Below are 20,366 nucleotides of genomic sequence, written 5' to 3'. Positions count from 1 at the left end.
ATATACAAATAATAAACCCAAGTAAATGAGGAAAACAAAAATGCAATTGACTCTAACAATGGGTCAGAAATGGAAGCAGCTTTTTTACATTTTGCTTCCTATTCTGATTACCCAGCTTGCACTATCTGCCATGACTTTTTTTGATACTAATATGTCGGGGCACTTTTCCCCTGCTGATCTGGCTGGAGTAGCTATCGGAGTAAGCCTGTGGGTTCCTGTACAAACAGGCCTTAATGGGATACTGATGGCTATTACCCCTATTGTATCCCAATTGCTAGGAGCACAGCGTAAAGATAAGGTCTCCTACTATGTCATTCAGGCTCTTTGGCTATCTCTCGCCCTATCCATCGTCGTCTTGATAGCCGGGATTATTTTGGTAAAGCCTATATTAAACAGTATGAATCTGGAATTGAGAGTTCATAATGTGGCTCTGTACTACCTTTGTGCGATGGCCTTCGGTGTTGTTCCTCTATTTGCCTATACCGTGCTTCGCAGCTTTATGGATGCATTGGGACAAACCCGTTTTACGATGTTAATCACGCTCATGTCATTGCCCATCAATGTTTTATTGAACTATCTACTTATTTATGGTAACTGGGGTTTTCCGCGTTTGGGGGGTGTAGGCTCCGGGGTAGCAACAGCTACTACCTACTGGATTATTATGCTGGTCGCTGGTATTACTACTCATCATGGACAAATATTTGCTGAATACCGAATCTTTAGCAAAATATACGGGATTGCGGCCGGTGCTTTAAAAGAGCTTATCAAGATCGGGGTACCTATTGGATTTGCTATATTTTTTGAGACTGCCGTCTTTTCAGCTGTCACGCTCTTCATGAGTAGCTATAACACAGCTACCATAGCCGCTCATCAGGCAGCCATGAACTTTGCATCTACGCTGTATATGATTCCACTCAGTATTTGCATGGCACTTACGATTCTGGTCGGCTTTGAAACAGGAGCTTCCCGTCCACGAGATGCTAAAACTTATAGTGTAATGGGCATTAGCAGCGCAGTGGGCTTATCCATGATTACAGCTATTGTACTGCTCATCTGGGGTGAACAGGTCGCTCGGCTTTACTCTTCCGACCTGCAGGTCATTCAATTAGCCCAGCATTTTTTAATCTATGCGATTTTCTTTCAGATCTCTGATGCTGTCGCTACACCAACACAAGGTGCGCTACGTGGGTATAAAGATGTCAATCCGGCGTTTTTACTCACCTTCCTGTCCTATTGGGTTATTGGGCTTCCTGTAGGGTATATACTCGCACGCTGGACCACATGGGGGCCTTACGGCTATTGGATTGGCTTGATAACAGGCCTGGCCGTAGGTGCTATTTTACTTCTCTGGCGTTTGGTAAGAGTGCAGCATCGTTTTGCACAACAAAAACAACACGCAGAGACTAATTAGTCTTTGCGTGTCTCGATGACATATGCTGTACCAGCAGTTATTCGTTTTTTCTCTACGATAGCCACTTCCTTTAGCTCGGGGGGATATAAAAAGTGCCTCTCCACATGTTGATCCATTTCCTCAAATGCCTGTTCTTCATTCTCAGCAGCAAGAATGACGGTCAGAGCTCCTTCCGAGCTGTCCACTTCCATTTTGAATAAATACATGTATGATTACCTCCTGGCCCTATTCAATTGCTAAAAAAATAGCGGATGACTCAGGTCATCCGCATAATTTTAATTTTTCCCCATGTCAGAACCGATCTACTAAAGGTAAAGGTTCTTATTATTGGGACAAACGCAGAGCCAACTCATAAAGCTCCATGTTGAAATCTTTTTTGGTATTTACAACCTTGTCAATATCTGTAGCTACCAGCTTACCATCGATCGTTCCGCAAGCTTTGTCAGATACACCCTCAATCAATTGACGAACAGCAAAGTCACCCAAACGGCTTGCGAGGTTACGGTCAAACGCAGTTGGTGTACCTCCACGTTGAATGTGTCCAAGCACTGTAACACGAGGCTCATAATCCGGACAATTTTCTTGGATTACTTTTGCTACTGTTTCGCCTTTGCCTACACCCTCAGCAACGATAATGATACTGTGGCGTTTACCATGTTTGAAGTTTTGTTTCATCCGATCGGATACTTCATTCAGATCAAATTCCACCTCAGGTACCAAGATCGTTTCTGCACCGGAAGCCAGACCTGCATGGAGAGCAATATCGCCACAATGACGTCCCATAACTTCCACGATGGAAGAACGTTCATGGGAAGACATCGTATCACGCAGCTTGTTGATTGCGTCCACTACAATACTAACCGCAGTATCAAAACCAATAGTGTAGTCTGTGAAGGAAATATCATTGTCAATCGTTCCTGGAAGACACATGGTTTTAATGCCTTGCTTGGTCAGCTTGTTAGCTCCTTGGTAAGAACCGTCGCCACCAATTACGACTACGCCGTCAATTCCACGATTACGCAAAATTTCAGCGCCACGTTTCTGACCTTCTTCAGTCGTAAATTCCAGGCATCTTGCAGATTGAAGTACAGTACCCCCACGTTGGATAATATCTCCGACGCTTCTCAGGTCCATTGGAAAAATATCGTCGTTCAAAAGGCCTTGATATCCGCGTTGGATCCCGAATACTTCCAGTCCGAAATACAATCCGCTGCGCACAACGGCGCGAACTGCCGCGTTCATCCCTTGTGAATCTCCACCACTTGTTAATACTGCAATTTTCTTAACTGCTGTCATGATTTATGACCTCCTCAAAATAATCATATAAGCCTTCTTATCCATCGACTGTTTAATAAGAAAAACAAACGCATGAGCGGACTATTTTTCATTAAACGTCTCGAAACAGCGCGAACATCCTGCTGCTCACTAACTTTAGGGTCGGATAAATATAAAGCCAGCAATCCCTCGATAATCATCCGGTGAAAGGAGCTGGCAGGGACATCTGCAATATCAGCCCGCGCCCGATTCACAACGTAGGCGATCCGGTCCAGCATCATGTCGGCATCTTCATAATAATTGCAAAAGTTAAGATCTCCGCCCTTCCGGTCTTCGTCTTGATCGATTAGATAATCCAGCAAAATATGAAGACTGCACACATGTGGAAAATACGATGCATGTATTGAGGCAGCCCCCGCATCTGTGAGATGCCGGTCGCTGGCAGCAAGAAACAGCATAAAGACCCCCAGGGTTGAGCCAGTAGCCGCAGCAAACTCGTTCCAGCGCAGCTCGGGTGTACGGTCCTTATGAATCGACCACCAGTCCAAAAGCGCTTGTTCCCGCAGCTCGGGTTTAATATGCTTGTATACTTGCAAATCCGTGTATAATCGCGCCAAATCCTGAACGTAAGGCATTGCCGCCTCATAGCCCGGAAGCCTGCTTACACAAGACTGACAGGTTGTCACCAGCCCGGTCAAATAACCGCCATCCTCCTGCTCACGACGCAACTCATAATAATTCACTGGCCTAGCCGCCGGATTAACCGCATCCAGCATAGACTGATGCAGCAACCTAAAATCATCCGGGTCCATCGACGTACTGCGATCACACAGGTTGTCCAGATAATCGCTAATCGTCTGGTACGCCACAATCAACGGAATTAGCGTCTGCCGGTCAGACATATTGGCTGCAGCATAAACCGCTCCCCCCACGCAGTGAAACGTCTTCTCTGCTATGCTCGCAAGCGCCTGGCTTCTCAGCTCAGGGTCCGGAATCTGTTCGGCCTTGCTCTTCCAGTTACTCAATTCTTGTTTCGTTTCAGGGAGAATGTGCTTGTACATTCGGCTCATTAGACCTATGGGGCCTCTCGGTACTTGATAACGTCCTTGCTCAACATAACTCAAATGACGGTGCCTCCACATTGTTGTCTACGTAATTATACCTATCCAAACCATATTCATTATAATATGATCGACCTTTTAGCACAAATGAACAACCTCACTTTTTTCTTTCATTTTCAAGAAAAATAAGTTCTTCTCACAAAAACGCTTTGTATCTGTGCTACTGAATCAATCAAAAATAGGAGTTTAACAAGATTCACCCTTATAAGACTTTAATCGCAAATAGTAGAAATGTCCTACCTAGCCCTTGTCCTCTGCCAACTTCATGCCTTGGTTGCCCTCTCCCATGCTAGCCTGCTTCCATTTCCCGAAAAGGTAGTAGAAAATAACTGCAACGGCGGAGATCGTAAAACCAACAGGAAAGCTCCACCATACAGCATCTAGACCATACTTATCGACAAATGCATAGGCCAAAGGTATACGAATGCCCCATAATGAAATAATGGTAATTAAAAGCGGTACCATTACAGAGCCTGTAGATCGAACAACGCCTGTAATGACATTGGTAATACCGAATATAACAAAAGACCACAACGTGATCAGATTAATCTGCATACCCAGTTCCAATGCCCCTCCCGTAGAAGGGAGAAACATCAGTAAGGCTTGACGGTTAAACACGTAAATGAGTACCACAGCCCCACCAGTCAATACAAAATTATATACAATCCCAATCCAGGTTGTCCTGCGTACTCGATCCCAGCGTCCGGCTCCGATATTTTGAGCGGCGAAGGAAGATACAGCTGCACCTAATGCCATGGCCGGCATCTGCACATAGCTGGACAAATTGTTAGCTGCTGTATAGGCTGCCGCTGCGACTGTCCCGTAACCGTTGATCAGATTCATTAAAGCAATCGCACTGGTAGAGACAGCAATCATTTGTAGTCCCATCGGAACTCCCTTACGAATAAGAGTCCAAATAATCTTCCAATCAAATCGAAGTAAGTGAAGCTCTGAAGATGTAATGCGCAGAAAATATTTTACACGATATAGGTAAATGAGAATCAACACAAAGCTGATCCCTTGAGCAATCAGGGTAGCTGCGGCAGAGCCTCCGATGCCCATAGCAGGAATCGGTCCCCATCCAAATATGAGTAGTGGGTTAAGTAATACATCCAGTACGACGGAAACGAGCAGAAAATAAAATGGTGTTTTGGAATCTCCCGCCCCTCTCATTACGGTCATGATGTAGTTATAGCCGTACAAAAAGGGCATACCCGCGAAAATAATGCGTGTATAGGTGATCGCCATATCGACTGATTCGGCAGGCGTATTGAGCACATGAAGAATCCAAGGTGAGCCCAAAAAACCAATAATACCTATAGCAAAAGCGAGCACCAGGAAAAAGACAGCGCTTGTACCTACTACACGCTTCGTTTCCGCTATGTCACCGGCTCCGATATTTTGTCCGATCAGAATAGTGGCCGCCATAGTGACCCCAAAAATCGAGCTGATCAGAAAGAACATGATAATATTTCCGTTCGAAGCGGCAGTCAACGCAGCTTCTCCCAGAAACTTCCCAACCCAGATTGAATTAATCGTTCCATTCAAGGATTGCAGAATATTTCCGAACAGCATCGGCAAAGAGAAAATAAACAGTGTTTTGGCAATGGGGCCTTCAATCAGGGAAGGATTACGATTAGCCTCTGCTGCACTCATTTTCTCAACTCCTTTCAACTTACAATAACTCATATTTAGTTTTATTACGTATAATACCCTATTCCAGCTCAATCTTCTCATTTCACAAACGTTTTTACGCAAAAAAGCGCAGCTCCTTAAATGTAAGGAACTGCGCTCTCAATTCATCGTTTAACCGTAATATATAAGACATCCGTAAAAACGGAACATTTCTTACAATTCAGTTACACTTACAGTTTGATTACGTTAGCTGCTTGTGGTCCACGGTTGCCTTCAGTAATTTCGAATTCAACCTCTTGACCTTCTTCCAAAGTTTTAAAACCGTCGCCTTGGATTGCGGAGAAGTGTACAAATACATCCTCGCCACCCTCAACTTGAATGAAGCCATAACCTTTTTCTGCGTTAAACCATTTAACTGTACCTTTCAAGTGAACAACCTCCTAAAAATACCGCCATCTATGGCGAATATCCATATTATACTTCATGCTTTTTCACATTGCAATTGGTGTTTTTCCGGGTTTTACGGTCTGGAATGATTTGCTTTTGCGGCGGAAACTGCGGTATCATGAACCAAAACATCTATAAAATCGGAGACATGCATATGATGAAAAAACACGAAATATACAAAAAAGACAAGTGGAATATGATGACTGTCGAGGTGCAGGGCCGTTACATCGTTTTGCGGGAAATATCTGATGATTGGGGCGAGGAAGCCCACACGTTTTTGAGCCGTCCTGCGCTTATGCATTGGGCTGAAAATCGTTTTCCCAAGCAATCCTTTCAAGATAATGAGGAAGAGTGGCAGCGGATCATGAACGCTTTCAAACAGGTGTAGCCTATTCATGGTGTCCAACAGCTATCTCATCTTCATTATTCTGGCCTTCACGCTGGGCGGAGTGCTGATCATGAAGCGTGAAACGATACCGGCTCCTCTCAAAAAGTGGATGGCCCTCACTGCCGTAATCATGATTTGCCTTGCCTTTTATCTTATTGTATACAGCTTATTAAATATAGGTTCCAACCCACAGTAAGGAAAATTATACTTTCAGGGGCAAAAGGTCATACTATGGTATAACAAGCCATGGTATAAGGAGGATATGCCGTTACATGCATCCTGTAAAACCTCTTGCCCTGCTGCTTACAGTAAGTGTGGCGGTTTCCTCGTTTTGGCATCCGCCCCTTACCGCCGCAGCCCTATCCCACATTACGTTCGATCAGAGGAGGCTCTCCATGAGTGAAATTGTAAAACGCGCTGATGCGCCAGTGGAAAATACATGGAAACTGGAAGACCTGTTCCCCAACCGCAAGGCATGGGATCAAGAATACGAAGAAGTCAAACAATTGGCCAAAAAGGCTGCTCAATTTCAAGGCAAGCTCAATTCAGCCGAAGCGATTGGCAACTGCTTCAAACTCGAAGATGAGCTGTCGCTCAAAACTGAGCGTGTATATGTGTATGCCCATCTTCATCATGATGAAGATACGGCTGAACCTACATATCAAGGTCTTTCGCAAAAAGCTAAAAAGCTAGGCGTTGAAGTCAGCGAGTCCCTATCATTCGTCACACCTGAAATTTTGGCGCTGCCAGATTCTCAGCTTGATGCCTTCATTGAAGATCCGAAGCTTTCGGATTATAAGTTCACACTTCAAGAAATGAAGCGGGAAAAAGCACATGTTTTGGGCAAAACAGAAGAAGCGCTGCTCGCTCAGGTTGGCAATCTGGCTCAAGCCCCGCAAACGATTTTTGGGATGCTCAATAACGCGGATCTGAAGTTTCCGAAAATCAAGGATGAGCATGGCAAAGAGGTCGAGCTGACTCATGGCAGCTACATTCAATTTCTCGAAAGTCCACACCGCGAAGTACGTGAACGTGCTTTTAAAGCGGTATATGACACATATGCCAAAAATAAAAATACGATTGCTTCTACATTGAGTGCCAATGTGAACAAAAATATTTTTTATTCTCGTGTTCGCAAATACCCTTCCGTACTGGAAATGTCACTATACGGCGACAATATTCCGAAGGAAGTGTATACGAATCTTATTGATACGATTCATGAAAGCTTGCCCCTGCTTCACCGTTATATCAAGCTGCGTAAAAAGCTGCTAGGTGTGGATGAGCTACATATGTATGATTTATTTGCTCCGCTTGTGGACGAATATAAGATGGATATTACGTATGAGGACGCCAAAAAGCAAACCAAAGAAGGCCTTAAGCCTCTGGGCGAGGACTATCTGGCTTCATTGCAAAAAGGCTATGATGAGCGCTGGATTGATGTATATGAAAATGAAAATAAACGTACAGGCGCCTATAGCTGGGGAGCTTATGGCACCCACCCTTATGTGCTTCTGAACCATAAAGATAACCTGAACAGCATGTTCACGCTTGCACATGAAATGGGGCATGCGCTGCATTCGTACTATTCAGACAACGCATTGAAGTACCGGGATGCACAATATACTATTTTCCTGGCTGAAGTGGCTTCCACTACTAATGAAGCCTTGCTGATGGATTATTTGCTGAACAAATCTACCGATCCAAAAGAGAAAATGTACCTCCTCACCTATTATGCGGACCAATTCCGTACAACGGTATTCCGTCAAACGATGTTTGCGGAATTCGAGAAGATTGTACATGAGCGTGCTGAACAGGGAGAATCCCTTACACCGCAGCTTTTGTCGGAGATTTACTATGATCTGAATGTGAAATATCACGGACCTGGCATGAAGGTAGACAAAGACATAGAAATGGAATGGGCACGAATCCCTCATTTTTATAACAGCTTTTATGTCTACAAATATGCTACCGGCTTCTCGGCAGCAACCAGTTTTTCGAAACAGATTCTGGAAGAAGGCCAGCCAGCCGTTGACCGTTACTTAGGCTTCCTAAAGAGCGGTGGCAGTGATTATTCAATCAATATTTTGAAGAAAGCTGGCGTTGACATGTCCTCACCGCAGCCGATTCGCGAAGCAATGAGCGTATTTGAGGAAGTCATTACGGAAATGGAAAAACTAACTGAAGGAAAGTAAAACCGTGCACACTTAGAATCCCGCATTAAAAAGATGCACGGATAAATCCCTTGTCCATGGCGGACAAGGGATTTTATAATGTAACGGAAGGAGGTGGCATTTTGAAAACACAATGGTCTTTGATCGCAGCACTTGTTATAGCTTTGTTAACAGCTGTTTTTGCTGTTATTAATGTCAATTCGGTTCAAGTGAACCTTCTGTTTAGTAGGGTTAGCATCCCTTTGATTCTACTTATTCTCGGTTGCACTCTTTTAGGTGGACTTATTGTCGGTTCTTTCGGTATCTTCCGCCAATATAGGCTTCAGAGAGAGATTAAACGTCTGACTAATCAGCTTCATACACTACAAGAAGAGCACACATCGGCAGTCGAAGCATATGCGAATGTGTCCAGTAACACGACTGGTTCTTCCAGCACGGTGTCTACATCCGACCCAGGTATAGAGCAATCGTCCTCTAACCCTGATCGGTTGTCCAAATGAGGAGGAGCAACAAATGACAATTCAATTAAATGAAAACTATATCATGAGCCTTTTAAATCAGCTTTTGAACACGCCTAGTCCCAGTGGATATACACATCATGTAATGGAGCTGATTCGTAAGGAAGCCGAAAAGCTAGGAGTACCCCTCGAATGGAATGCAAAAGGCGGTGCTATCCTGACTCTGGAAGGTCAAGCAACGGACCGTACAGTGGCGCTTAGCGCGCATGTGGATACATTGGGCGCAATGGTACGTTCGATTACAGCGCATGGTACCCTACGCCTGACATCTGTGGGTGGCTTCATGATGAACAGCATTGAGAACGAATACTGCCTTATTCATACCAGAAGCGGACAAACCTATACGGGCACTATTCTATCCAGCCACCCATCCGTGCACGTCTATGATGATGCACGAAGCTTTGATCGTAAGGAGAGCCATATGGAGGTACGGATTGACGAGCTTGTCGAGTCGAAAGAAGACGTGCTTCAGCTCGGTATTTCGGTGGGCGATTTTATTTCGTTCGATGCGCGCCCAGTCGTAACGCCCAGTGGCTTTATCAAGTCGCGGCACTTGGATGATAAAGCCAGCGTAGCGGCACTGTTTGGTTTATTAGAATCATCTGTACATGGAGGCTGGAAGCCTCGACATACTGTTAAATTGCTCATTTCCAACTATGAAGAAGTGGGGCATGGAGCGGCTTACATACCCGATGGAATCAGTGAGATGATTGCTGTCGACATGGGCTGCATAGGTGAAGATCTAAGCTGCAAGGAAACGGACGTTTCCATCTGTGCCAAAGACTCCTCAGGTCCTTACGACTACAACATGACAACCCGTCTGATTGAGCTGGCTAAGGAACTGAATATTCCGTATGCGGTAGATATTTATCCACACTATGGCTCAGACGCTTCGGCTGCGCTTAAAGCAGGCAATAACATTCGTGCTGCACTGATCGGACCTGGCGTACACGCCTCTCACGCAATGGAACGCACGCATAAGCAGGCCGTAGTGAACACTGCCCGTCTGCTCGCGGCTTACGTAACAGCTTAACCATTTTATGCTGCATGGAAAACAGGTGCACATACTTCTATTTCTACAAAAAAGCAAGCCTCCATCTAAATGGAGACTTGCTTTTATTTTTAAGATTTACTTTGTTCAATTTGCTCGGCTAGCTCATTCAAATAGGTCCAGCGTTCCATTTGGTACTCTAGATGCTGTTCGGCCTTCGCTTGCTCAGCCATGAGCTCCTGCAACCGTGCCGAATCGCTGAAAGATTCCTCCATCTGTCGCTGAATATCGGCCAATTTCTGTTCGGCTTGTTCAATCAGCTCATCAATCTGCTCATATTCCCGCTGTTCCTTAAAGGTAAATTTAAGCTTGGGTTTACTTGTCCCCTTGACTGAATCGGAAGAACCAGCAGACTTAGGCGTAGAAGAACGATTCGAGGAAGCTGTACCCGTCGAGTCAGACGTATTCGCAGAAGATTGAGCATTTTTACTGATCCATTCTGCATACTCGCTATAGTCGCCTACATGTACACGTACTTGCCCATTCCCTTCGAAAGCCAGTATTTTGTCCACGGTCCGATCCAGGAAATAACGATCATGAGAAACGATAAAAACTACGCCCGGGAACTCATCCAGATAGTCTTCCAAAACGGAAAGAGTCTGAATATCAAGATCATTTGTCGGTTCATCCAACAATAGTACATTCGGTGCGGACATAAGGACACGCAGCAGATACAAGCGACGTTTTTCGCCCCCCGATAAACGAGAAATAACCGTCCATTGCGCGCTTGGTGCAAACAGAAACCGTTCCAGCATCTGCGCAGCTGTAATCGTCGAACCGTCTGCCGTACGAATCACTTCGGCTTCTTCCTTAATATATTCAATGACACGCAAAGATTCGTCCATTTCCTGATGTTCTTGAGTAAAATAACCAAGCTTCACAGTCGGTCCCAGTACAACACTGCCGGAATCTGGTTCTACACGCTGGGCAATCATTTGGAGCAGAGTGGATTTTCCACTACCGTTAGGTCCCAGGATGCCCACACGATCACCAGGAACCGCAATGTAACTCAAATCCTGAATCAGCTTACGAGAATCTACCGATTTGGACAGCTCCTCGATCTCCAATATCTTTTTACCCAGCCGTGTGGAGGCAACGGACATATCTACAGATCCAGAACGAGCTTCCGGTTGCTGATCCCTGAGCTGCTCATAACGGTCAATACGAGCTTTCTGCTTGGTCGAACGTGCCTTTGCTCCTCGGCGAATCCAGGCCAGCTCATTACGCAGCAGGTTCTTCCTTTTTTGTTCCGATGACGCTTCCCGCTCCTCGCGTTCTGCCTTCAGCTCCAGAAAACGGGTATAGTTAGCCTCATAACGGAAAAGGCGACCATGATCCAGCTCTAACATGACATTAGCAACTCTATCCAGAAAATAGCGATCATGCGTGATCATTAATAACGCACCGCGTCTTTTTTGCAAATATTGCTCCAACCATGCAACGGAATCATTATCAATATGGTTGGTAGGCTCGTCCAGAATGAGCAGCTCACAGGGTTGGATCAAAGCCGCAGCCAAAGCAACCCGTTTACGCTGACCACCGGAGAGAACGCCCATTCGAGACTCAAACTGGGTGATCCCCAGTCGGGTAAGTATATTTTTGGCCTCGCTCTCCAGCTGCCATGCTTGGAACGTATCCATTTGCTGGCTTGCTCGCAGCAGGCGGTTTTGGAGCTCCTCGCTACCCGGATTCAACTCCAGTAACTCCATGGTTTCCGTATATTCACGCACTGCTTTCATTTCAGGCTGATTACCATGAAAAATATGCTGGAGTACCTTCATTTCAGGATCAAACTCCGGATTTTGTGCCAGATACTGAATTCGCACATCGTTGTTCACTGCAATATTACCCTCATCTGGCGGCTCTAAGCCGGAAATCACACGTAAAAACGTCGATTTGCCAGTGCCATTTACACCAACAACCCCTATTTTGTCACGCTCATCCATACCGAAGGAAACATCTTCGAACAACATTTTCTCGCCGTAGCTTTTTGTTATATGTTCAACGGTCATAATATTCATTACAGATTCCCTACTCTTCCCCAATTTTGTGATGCATCTTGTCTATTTTAACACAGACACAGCCAATGATTAAAAAAAACCGTTAGCTGAACAATGCCAGTACGGTTTTCAAAGACAACATGTCAGGATTTTTGTACTCCGGCTTCACAGCCATGCATAAATAAATTAGCTGCCAATGCAGCCGTCTGATCCACGTCACATTCACGGAAATCTTGATTCAACAAAATATCCATTTTTAGGCGTTCCATCATACCAATGAATGCCTTCGCATGAAATTCGGGCTGCAATACACCCTCTGACGCCAGTTTATTTTTGACCAGATTGGTATAGTCCTGAATAAATCCCCGCATAAACTCTATGAGATCGGGATCACTATTCGGAGTCATAAAAAATAATTTAGTATGCTGCTTGCGTTTGTAATAATAGTGGAGATGCAAACTCGCCATTCGCAGCAATCCCTCTCCCAAAGTACGATTGACTAATGCGTCTTGCATTTCGGCTAGGTATTGTTCGCAATCTCTACGTGTGACTGCTGTAAATAGCTGCTCTTTACTTTTAAAGTACAAGTATACCGTGCCTTTAGCAACACCTGCTTGTTCTGCAATTTCGGAAATTTTGCTTTCATAAAAGCCTTTGGTGCCGAAGACAGTGTAAGCAGCGTTCAAAATAGCTTCATATTTATCTCCGTGCATTTCACCCATCTTTGCACCTCCTGAAACCATGATTGAAGCACGCAGTTATTCCCTAGAGCGATCTCCAGCCCCGTGTTCAGAGTATAAAGAAAATGCCTGCAAGCGCGACCAATCCTCCGAAAATAGAGCTAATACTATTCACCCGATCATTGCTCATCCAATGCCAGCCTCGCATATAAACTGTCGTTTGTCCACAATGTGTGTCTACTTCTACTTCCCGCTTGCAAACTGGGCAGGAGCGCATCAATTGCACCGTAGCACCAAGATAAGAATCAGCAAAAGCTCCGGCACTGCCGGATATTCCCCCAATCAGTGCCCACAGCCATAACGGCAATTCCGGCATTCCTACGGTGTGTCCAAAGCCCCATGCGCCAATACCGATCAGTATGCCACCAGCCAAGGCCGCAGCCGTTCCTAATACAGATACTCCTCCTGAGGTTCCGGGTGCCAGCACCTTCCCGGTAAGCACCGAACGAGGCGGCTTACGACTCAGGCTTCCAAATTCTGTTGCCCACGTATCGGAGGTGACCGTAGCCATAACACCGACAAATGCCAGTTGCCAGGCAACATGAGGCCATATCGCATAACCTAGGCATAGCAGCATGCCTAATCCCCCATTAGCCCATACTTGCCCTGCATCCCGATTGCCTGTTTTGGCATACGATTTTTCGAGCTCAGCCTTGCGTTCCTTTTTGAACCTCGACAATAGGGTGGACGTGATAAAGAATAAGAGCAATGTACCAAACCAAAACAGGTTGCCCGCCCCATAATACACAGTTCCCATCAGTACAGCCGCAGCAAAGCCGGATAAGGTTAAAGATTTTTTATAAAATGCAGCCCCCGCTACCACAGCAGCGGAAAGCAATCCGATGATCCAGTCCATGATATACCCCCGCATTTGAGATGAATCTCTGTTTTTCGCTTGTAGTTCTGTATATCATTGTACAATGCTGTACGCTTATATAAAAGCCGTGCTCCATGCTTTCGCACAGGACACGGCCTTCACAAGACTTTTTTAAGTATCTTTATTATTGCCACTGTAGATTTAGCCGATGGTGAAGCTTCCCTGACGCTCACTCCCCCAGTAAAGCTCAAAGTGGTCCCCGCTCGTTGTAGGCCCTACACCCGCCGGAGTGCCAGTAAAAATAATATCTCCCTTACCTAGTCCATATTGAGTCGCTATATATTCAACGATGTGCTGGATGGAAAAGATCATGTCCTTGACATGCCCACGCTGCACCTCTTGTCCATTTTTGAATAAGGAAAAATCCTGCTGCTCCAGCACGTCCAAGCTCTCCAAAGGCAAGAACGGTGTCACAGGTGCAGACGATTTAAAGCCTTTGGCAGCAGTCCACGGGTGGCCTTTTTTCTTGAGCGTACTTTGTACATCACGCAGGGTAAAATCAATGCCAAATGCAAAAGCGTTCAGACACGCATCTGCGGTCATGCCTGGTTCGTAGTTACGGCCTACAGCGACAACCAGTTCAGTCTCAAAATGAATATCTCCCTTACCTTGAGGAAGCTCCAGCGCAGCACCATCCAGCGGCACAACCGCATGAGATGGCTTCAAGAAAATCATTGGTTCTGTCGGAACCTCATTCCCCAGTTCCTCCGCATGCAACTTATAATTGCGTCCGACACAATAAACATTATGAATTTCTACGTTCATTACGATCCGTCACCCTTCCGCGTATGTAGTCCAATTGATTAACGAATAAGTTTACGTATATAGTGCCACATCCGGGGCTTAGAAAGCAAAAAAACCTGCTCCCAGCGATCCGGCCAATTAGTGCAAATCATCAATTCAGGATGTAATAAGGACAATCTCCGCATGATACGCCGGTCATCCACCGTCCACGCCATGACCGTAATACCCCGTCCGATCAGATCTTTCAAGAGCTTTCGGTCTATCCGTGGATAGCCAATAGATAAAAAAGAACATTGCAGATTTTCTAATTGCTTTGCCAAATCGTCTGGACGGGCATCGATAATCAGTCCAGTACGGATTTCGGGTGCCAGTTCTTTTGCTCGGCGCAATGCCGCACGCTCAAAAGAGGTCAAAACCACCTCAGCCTCCATCCCCCTCATTATAATTTCACGTAGGACGGCTTTCTCTAGTCCGGGATACATATCACCAGCAGTTTTGAGCTCAATATTGAGCGATACACGCCCCTGGCACAAGTCAAGCACTTGGGCGAGGGAAGGAATAGGTTCCCCGTGATATTGTGCATTTTTCCAGCTACCTGCATCGAGTCGTTGCAATTGTTTCCAGTCTGCATCTTTCACTCGTCCCGTACCGTTCGTCGTTCGCTCCAGCGTAAAATCATGAAAGACCACAGGAACACCGTCCTTTGACAGCTGTACATCCAGTTCAATCCAGTGCACAAAAGGCTGTTCCAGCGCAAGCTTAAAAGCTGCCATCGTGTTCTCGGGAGCAATTCCCGAGAAACCGCGGTGAGCCACGCACAAATGATCCATCTCGTTATGACCTCCATTCACAAAGGAGTCGTTCATACAATCGTTCCGTCCATGTCCATATTGACAATTTCTTTCTTACTGCTACTGAGCGCTTACCGTACCATCTACACCTATCGAGACATTACTTGGTGACAGTGCCGCTACTTTCTGTAAAATTTTGCTGGCCTCCACATCTTTCAATGGGATCGGTTGACCCAGCTCCGCCCGGTAAGGGGTCAGCTTCATCTTACAGTCCCCGTTTCGGGTACAGGTGGCCTGAAATATCGCTGTATCCCAAGTGGCTGGCACCGTTGATTTAGAAAAAATAAAATTGCCTGTGCTGTATGCAATCCATTTGCCTTTATATTGCTCCATCCCTTGCAGCACATGAGGATGCCCGCCAATGACCAGATCGGCCCCAGCATCAATAAAAGCGTGAGATAACTCCGTTTGATGGGGTTCAAGTGTAGTTGCCCGCTCCTTGCCCCAATGGGCAACCACAATCACCAAATCAGCCTGATTTCGTGCCTCACGAATGGACTTTACGATAGCGGTCGAATCATAAGCCCCTGCTACACCGGGCTGTTTGGCACTCGCATTCCAGTTGGCTTCAGGCATGACACGTGTAGCCCCCAACAACGCAATTTTAATCCCGTTACGTTCAAAATAATGCGGTGCATACGCTTCTTTAGCATTGCGTCCAGCTCCAGCATGGGCTATACCCTTTTCATCCAAATATTTCAGGGTATCCAGTAATCCACTTGTCCCCTGATCCAAAATATGATTGTTGGCCAAATTTACAGCATCGACCCCTGCCGCTGCCATTGCAGTTAGCGCCTTGGGCGAAGATTTATACACATACGTTTTATTTAACGCACCGACGCCATTAGTAGTCACCGGTGTTTCCAGATTGGCAATCGTCAGATCGTCTTTATGAAACAAACTTCCGAGATATTGGTATGGAAAATCAAATCCGTTCTGCTCCAACCGCTGCTCAACTTTACCAGAGAACTGCACATCCCCTATGAAGTGAAGGATAACTGCTGGAGAATTCCCATCGTCCGTGTTTGATTTTATGACATCCTTCGTTCCCCTCTTCTCGGTGGGTGCATCATCGTTGTTTACATCCTTATTTGGCGAATCCTCCTGTGCTTGCCCGTCTTTCTCCGAAGATGATTTTGCTCCTGAAGAGCTGCCTTCGGAGGCATTGGTGTCGGGCGTTGTTACGGGACGACTGCTTGTGTCTGGAACAGTAGAGTCCTTCGTTTCATTAACATCTTCACTTCCTGAGGGAGTAGAATTCTCATCATTAGCAGACCCCGTTTGGATGTTCTTTTCAGTTTGCGAATACTTGGCGTTTTCCGCAAGAGAACCACTACTATCGTGTTCAAATATGTAATAATAACCGAAAAGTCCTACAATCATGAACAGCAAGACCAGATTCGTAATGATCCATGCCTTTCCTATTTTTGGTTTTCTTGCTCTCTTTCGACCTTCATTTCTCTGTGACCTGGGAGGGTACATTCTTCACTCCTTCTATGCTATTCCATATACATGCATTCCTTATTAGCTGGCGACTTTTACACCTTCTCCATTATATATCAAATTTCTATATAAATAGAACCCCTCGCCTGGATCGCGAAGGGTTCATTATTGAACATTTATACCTGGACCTTGACGGCTTCCCGTTGTGCTGTGTGGACAGCCTTGGAGGCCCATTCCTTGGCCTGACGGATGCAGTCCGGCAAACCGATTGCATCATAGCCAGCGCCTAAAACGTACACCCCTGGCATCGCACTGCGTAGCTCTTCCCGCAGATTAGCTATAGCTTGTGGGTGCCCTACCGGGTATTGCGGCATGGAATTACGAAGACGTGTAATTTCCGTGAACAGCGGAGTTGCTGTAACTCCCATCATCTCTTTCAAATCCTTACGTACCACCGCAATCAGCTCATTATCCGGTAAGTCTACTGTTTCTTCAGCTCCTGCTCGCCCTACATAACAACGCAACAGCACCTTATCATCCGGGCTGGTATGTAGCCACTTGGCGGACGTCCAAGTACAAGCTGTGACACTACGTCCTTCTTTGCGAGGAACCAGAAAACCGGAGCCGTCAAAGACGTTCTCAATATCTTTTTTATCAAAGGCCATGACCACGTTCGCTACGGAGACGTAATTAACAGCTTCCAGTGCAGACACATTTACATGATCTCGCAATAGCGGCGCAGCAGCAAAATTGGGAGTCGTTACAAAAATATCATCTGCCTCCAGCGTCTCTCCATTGTCCAACATAACGCGATAGGGACTTCCTTTAGTTTCCGTTGTCTTTGTGAATTCTGTAACAGCAATTCCGGTGCGTAAATCACAGTCGTACAAATCATTCAGCAACGCATGCACCAAACTTTGCAAGCCTTGACGGAAGGTCAAAAAGGCGCTTTTTTTCGTACCCGTATGTGTTTCAGCTGGTTTTCGACCTGTCCTCATCCCGTGAATAAGGCTTCCGTATTGCTGCTCCACCTCTGCAAACTGTGGAAAAGTTGCCTGCAAACTTAGCGTCTTCATGTTGGCAGCATAGATTCCCGCCAGCAGTGGCTCGGTTACATTCTCCAGCACTTCTTTGCCCAGTCGGCGTTCAATAAAATCACCCAGTGCCTCATCTCCCGGTTCACGTCGAGGCGGAATGACAAAATCCATCATAGCCCGCATTTTTCCACCTAAAGAGATCAGGCCACTGCGTAAAAATGGTTTTAGCTCTGTTGGAATGCCCAGCACAAGCCCAGGAGGCATCGGATGAAGCTGACCTTCATGCAAAATATATGTCTTTTTAGCTTCAGGGTTCGTGCTTACCAGCTCATGGTCCATCTCTAACTCTTTTGCCAGATCTATCATAGCCGTTTTACGGGCCAGAAAGGAATCTGGCCCCTTTTCTATGACAAAACCATCTTTATGCAATGTTTCAATTTTTCCGCCTAGCGCGGAAGCTTTCTCCACCAGCGTAATTCGAGGTGTGTAGCCAGCTTCTTTGTACATTTTTCGTGTATAAAAAGCAGTGCTGAGCCCGGTCAAGCCTCCACCTACAATTACAATATTACGTAACTTTTGCTCCATTATGTCCTCATCCCTTTTTCCATTGGTCTATGATGACATCACTAAGCGTCTCCATATACAGTGGGTCACTGTTGAGTGAATCAATACGCTGAAAACGCATATCCAATTCTTTCGCCAAAGCCTGTGCTTCAATATCCAGGTCGTATAACACCTCTAAGTGATCAGAAACAAAGCCAACTGGCGCAGCCAGCACATACTCCACTTGCTCTTCCTTAAGACTGTGCATGGTATCCAAAATATCTGGTCCCAGCCACGGTTCAGCTGTACGGCCGGCACTTTGCCACGTAAACTGCCAGTTGGTAATTCCCGCCTTATCCGCAACAGCCTGCGAAGTAGCCATTAACTGCTCCACATATGGATCACCCATAGCCAAAATCCGCTCAGGCAAGCTATGCGCACTGAACAGAACACGAACCTCGTCCCGCTTGGCTCCCGCTTCTTCAAAAAGCGCCAGTTTTGCGTTCACACGCTCAGTCAGCGTCTTGATCAGCTTGGGATGAAGATAATAGCTCTCCACAAATGATATGGCCAGATCCAGTTCCTGTGCCTTAGCCTGTGCACGCTTGATATAAGAGCCTACACTCATAACGGAATAATGCGGAGCCAGCACGACACCCACCGCCGTACGAATGCCATCTTGCACCATCGCTTCGATACCGTCCTCAATAAACGGCTTGGCGTGTTTGAGCCCCTGATAACAGACAAATTCTATGTCCGGGTTGCGATTTTCCTGATTTAAGGTTTCCTGCAAGTTGTGGACCTGTCGATCTGTATTCTGACGCAACGGAAACACGCCACCCACAATGGCTTCGTAGCGATCTTTTAATTCTTTTAACTGCTCCGGCGAGGGAGCATGACCACGGCGAATATGTGTATAATACGCTTCAACCTGGTCCAGACTCTCCGGCGTCCCGTAGGACATGACCAGTACACCCACTTTGGTTTTCATTAGCAGATCCCTCTTATCTTTTCTAGTTGTGTTCATTTTTTGACAAAACAGAGCGAGAATACTCATGTACATAATCGGTAAGCTCTCTTAGCTTATCTAGCGAGGCTTCAGGAAATAAGCCGTGACCGAGATTGAAAATATAGCCCGGCTCCAGAATGCCTTCATCTACAATTTTTTTTGCATACTGCTTGATCACATTCATCGGCGCAGTAAGCACATAAGGGTCCAAATTGCCCTGCACTCCAAAACTGTTACCCAAGCGACGACGGCCTTCAGGTATACTTACCCGCCAGTCCAATCCAATCACATCGGCTTTTACCCCGCTCAAATGCGGAAGCAATTCACCAGAGCTTACGCCCGGAAAATAAATTTTAGGCACATTCAGATCAGATAACTCATGGAAAATACGTACAATGGTCGGCAACACAAAAGTTTGAAAATCATAAGGCGAGAGTGCACCTACCCAGCTATCAAACAATTGAAAAGCCTTGCCACCGTTAGCGATATGGGCCCGCACGTATGTAATAACCATATCCCCTAGCTTATCCATCAAACGATGCCATAGTTCAGGCTCTCCATACATCATCGCTTTGGTGCGAATATATCCCTTGGAGGGTCTTCCTTCTATTAAATAGCTGGCAATAGTAAAAGGCGCTCCAGCAAACGTGATCAATGGCACGTTCAACTCACGGTCTAAAATACGGATGGTTTCCAAAATATGACCCAAATCGCGTTCTACATCAATCGGACGCAAGTTGTCTACGTCTGCAGCTGTACGGAGCGGATTATCAATAACCGGGCCAATATTTTTGACAATATCAAAATCAACCCCTAGCGAGGCTACCGGATTCATAATATCAGAATATAAAATTGCAGCGTCCACCCCAAGCTTGCGCACGGGCATCAACGTTACTTCTGCGGCCAACTCGGGCTGGCGGCAAATTTCAAGCAGCGTGTATTTTTCCTTAATTTTGCGATACTCAGGGTCATACCTTCCGGCCTGCCGCATGTACCATACGGGAATATGATCCACAGCTTGCTTGCGGCAAGCGCGGATAAAAGTATCATTGTAGGTCATGACTTCAGCCTCCAGTTCGAATCATAAATACTATATTTTATTATG

Annotated in this window: 20 protein-coding genes; 6 read left to right on the top strand and 14 right to left on the bottom strand. The window is 45.9% G+C overall.

The genetic code is table 11. The annotated features are described in order from the left end of the window. Positions 1–40: 40 nt before the first annotated feature. Positions 41–1,411 carry an MATE family efflux transporter gene (locus tag KSP24_RS15135; RefSeq protein WP_216975620.1) on the top strand — a complete coding sequence of 457 codons (1,371 nt, stop codon included), beginning with the start codon at positions 41–43 and terminating at the stop codon, positions 1,409–1,411. Here KSP24_RS15135 and KSP24_RS15130 read toward each other — a convergent pair. From KSP24_RS15130 to KSP24_RS15110, 5 genes are all read right to left on the bottom strand, one after another. Continuing rightward, positions 1,408–1,617 (bottom strand): DUF3906 family protein, encoded by a 210-nt coding sequence (locus tag KSP24_RS15130; protein ID WP_040101660.1) that lies wholly within the window; start codon positions 1,615–1,617, stop codon positions 1,408–1,410. The two genes, KSP24_RS15135 and KSP24_RS15130, sit on opposite strands and share 4 nt — an antisense overlap. Before the next feature lie 118 nt (positions 1,618–1,735). Beyond that, on the bottom strand, positions 1,736–2,707 hold the full coding sequence (pfkA, locus tag KSP24_RS15125; RefSeq protein WP_013370486.1) for a 6-phosphofructokinase: 972 nt from the start codon (positions 2,705–2,707) through the stop codon (positions 1,736–1,738). A gap of 23 nt (positions 2,708–2,730) precedes the next feature. Beyond that, positions 2,731–3,810 (bottom strand): tetraprenyl-beta-curcumene synthase family protein, encoded by a 1,080-nt coding sequence (locus tag KSP24_RS15120; RefSeq protein ID WP_014599633.1) that lies wholly within the window; start codon positions 3,808–3,810, stop codon positions 2,731–2,733. 237 nt (positions 3,811–4,047) lie between these two features. Then, positions 4,048–5,463, bottom strand: coding sequence for an MATE family efflux transporter (locus tag KSP24_RS15115; protein ID WP_216975618.1), 1,416 nt, complete (start codon positions 5,461–5,463; stop codon positions 4,048–4,050). A gap of 209 nt (positions 5,464–5,672) precedes the next feature. Beyond that, positions 5,673–5,870, bottom strand: coding sequence for a cold shock domain-containing protein (locus KSP24_RS15110; RefSeq protein ID WP_013370483.1), 198 nt, complete (start codon positions 5,868–5,870; stop codon positions 5,673–5,675). Positions 5,871–6,043: 173 nt separating this feature from the next. Between KSP24_RS15110 and KSP24_RS15105 the strand changes: the two genes are divergently transcribed. From KSP24_RS15105 to KSP24_RS15085, 5 genes are all read left to right on the top strand, one after another. Continuing rightward, positions 6,044–6,277: a hypothetical protein gene (locus KSP24_RS15105; protein ID WP_014599632.1), complete on the top strand. Its 234-nt coding sequence runs from the start codon at positions 6,044–6,046 to the stop codon at positions 6,275–6,277. Between the two features lie 7 nt (positions 6,278–6,284). Continuing rightward, positions 6,285–6,473 (top strand): hypothetical protein, encoded by a 189-nt coding sequence (locus KSP24_RS15100; RefSeq protein ID WP_013370481.1) that lies wholly within the window; start codon positions 6,285–6,287, stop codon positions 6,471–6,473. Between the two features lie 199 nt (positions 6,474–6,672). Beyond that, positions 6,673–8,469 (top strand): oligoendopeptidase F, encoded by a 1,797-nt coding sequence (pepF, locus tag KSP24_RS15095; RefSeq protein ID WP_013370480.1) that lies wholly within the window; start codon positions 6,673–6,675, stop codon positions 8,467–8,469. 56 nt (positions 8,470–8,525) lie between these two features. Next, entirely contained in the window at positions 8,526–8,948 is a 423-nt protein-coding gene (locus KSP24_RS15090) for a LapA family protein (protein ID WP_040101661.1), read from the top strand. Positions 8,949–8,961: 13 nt separating this feature from the next. Then, a complete protein-coding gene (locus tag KSP24_RS15085; protein ID WP_040101662.1) occupies positions 8,962–9,999 on the top strand; it encodes a M42 family metallopeptidase in 1,038 nt (345 codons plus the stop codon). Positions 10,000–10,088: 89 nt separating this feature from the next. Here KSP24_RS15085 and KSP24_RS15080 read toward each other — a convergent pair whose 3' ends face one another. From KSP24_RS15080 to hemE, 9 genes are all read right to left on the bottom strand, one after another. After that, a complete protein-coding gene (locus KSP24_RS15080) occupies positions 10,089–12,038 on the bottom strand; it encodes an ABC-F family ATP-binding cassette domain-containing protein (protein ID WP_216975617.1) in 1,950 nt (649 codons plus the stop codon). Between the two features lie 122 nt (positions 12,039–12,160). Further along, on the bottom strand, positions 12,161–12,739 hold the full coding sequence (locus KSP24_RS15075; protein ID WP_025676981.1) for a TetR/AcrR family transcriptional regulator: 579 nt from the start codon (positions 12,737–12,739) through the stop codon (positions 12,161–12,163). A gap of 67 nt (positions 12,740–12,806) precedes the next feature. After that, a complete protein-coding gene (locus KSP24_RS15070; RefSeq protein WP_040101664.1) occupies positions 12,807–13,613 on the bottom strand; it encodes a DUF92 domain-containing protein in 807 nt (268 codons plus the stop codon). A gap of 162 nt (positions 13,614–13,775) precedes the next feature. After that, positions 13,776–14,399: a fumarylacetoacetate hydrolase family protein gene (locus KSP24_RS15065; protein ID WP_216975615.1), complete on the bottom strand. Its 624-nt coding sequence runs from the start codon at positions 14,397–14,399 to the stop codon at positions 13,776–13,778. 38 nt (positions 14,400–14,437) lie between these two features. Next, positions 14,438–15,208, bottom strand: a complete 771-nt coding sequence (locus KSP24_RS15060; protein ID WP_216975613.1) for a glycerophosphodiester phosphodiesterase — start codon at positions 15,206–15,208, stop codon at positions 14,438–14,440. 81 nt (positions 15,209–15,289) lie between these two features. Further along, positions 15,290–16,711 (bottom strand): CapA family protein, encoded by a 1,422-nt coding sequence (locus KSP24_RS15055; RefSeq protein ID WP_216975611.1) that lies wholly within the window; start codon positions 16,709–16,711, stop codon positions 15,290–15,292. 137 nt (positions 16,712–16,848) lie between these two features. Further along, positions 16,849–18,294 carry a protoporphyrinogen oxidase gene (gene hemY, locus KSP24_RS15050; RefSeq protein WP_216975609.1) on the bottom strand — a complete coding sequence of 482 codons (1,446 nt, stop codon included), beginning with the start codon at positions 18,292–18,294 and terminating at the stop codon, positions 16,849–16,851. Between the two features lie 7 nt (positions 18,295–18,301). Beyond that, positions 18,302–19,243: a ferrochelatase gene (hemH, locus tag KSP24_RS15045; protein ID WP_025676991.1), complete on the bottom strand. Its 942-nt coding sequence runs from the start codon at positions 19,241–19,243 to the stop codon at positions 18,302–18,304. A gap of 22 nt (positions 19,244–19,265) precedes the next feature. After that, the gene (hemE, locus tag KSP24_RS15040; protein ID WP_013370469.1) at positions 19,266–20,321 is read right to left on the bottom strand and encodes a uroporphyrinogen decarboxylase; all 1,056 of its coding nucleotides are present in this window, start codon (positions 20,319–20,321) and stop codon (positions 19,266–19,268) included. Positions 20,322–20,366: the final 45 nt, after the last annotated feature.

Source organism: Paenibacillus sp. AK121 (genome assembly GCF_019042715.1).
GTDB classification, from domain to species: domain Bacteria; phylum Bacillota; class Bacilli; order Paenibacillales; family Paenibacillaceae; genus Paenibacillus; species Paenibacillus polymyxa_C.
Note: the sequence above shows the minus strand (reverse complement) of the source record. Positions and strands in the feature narration are given on the sequence as shown.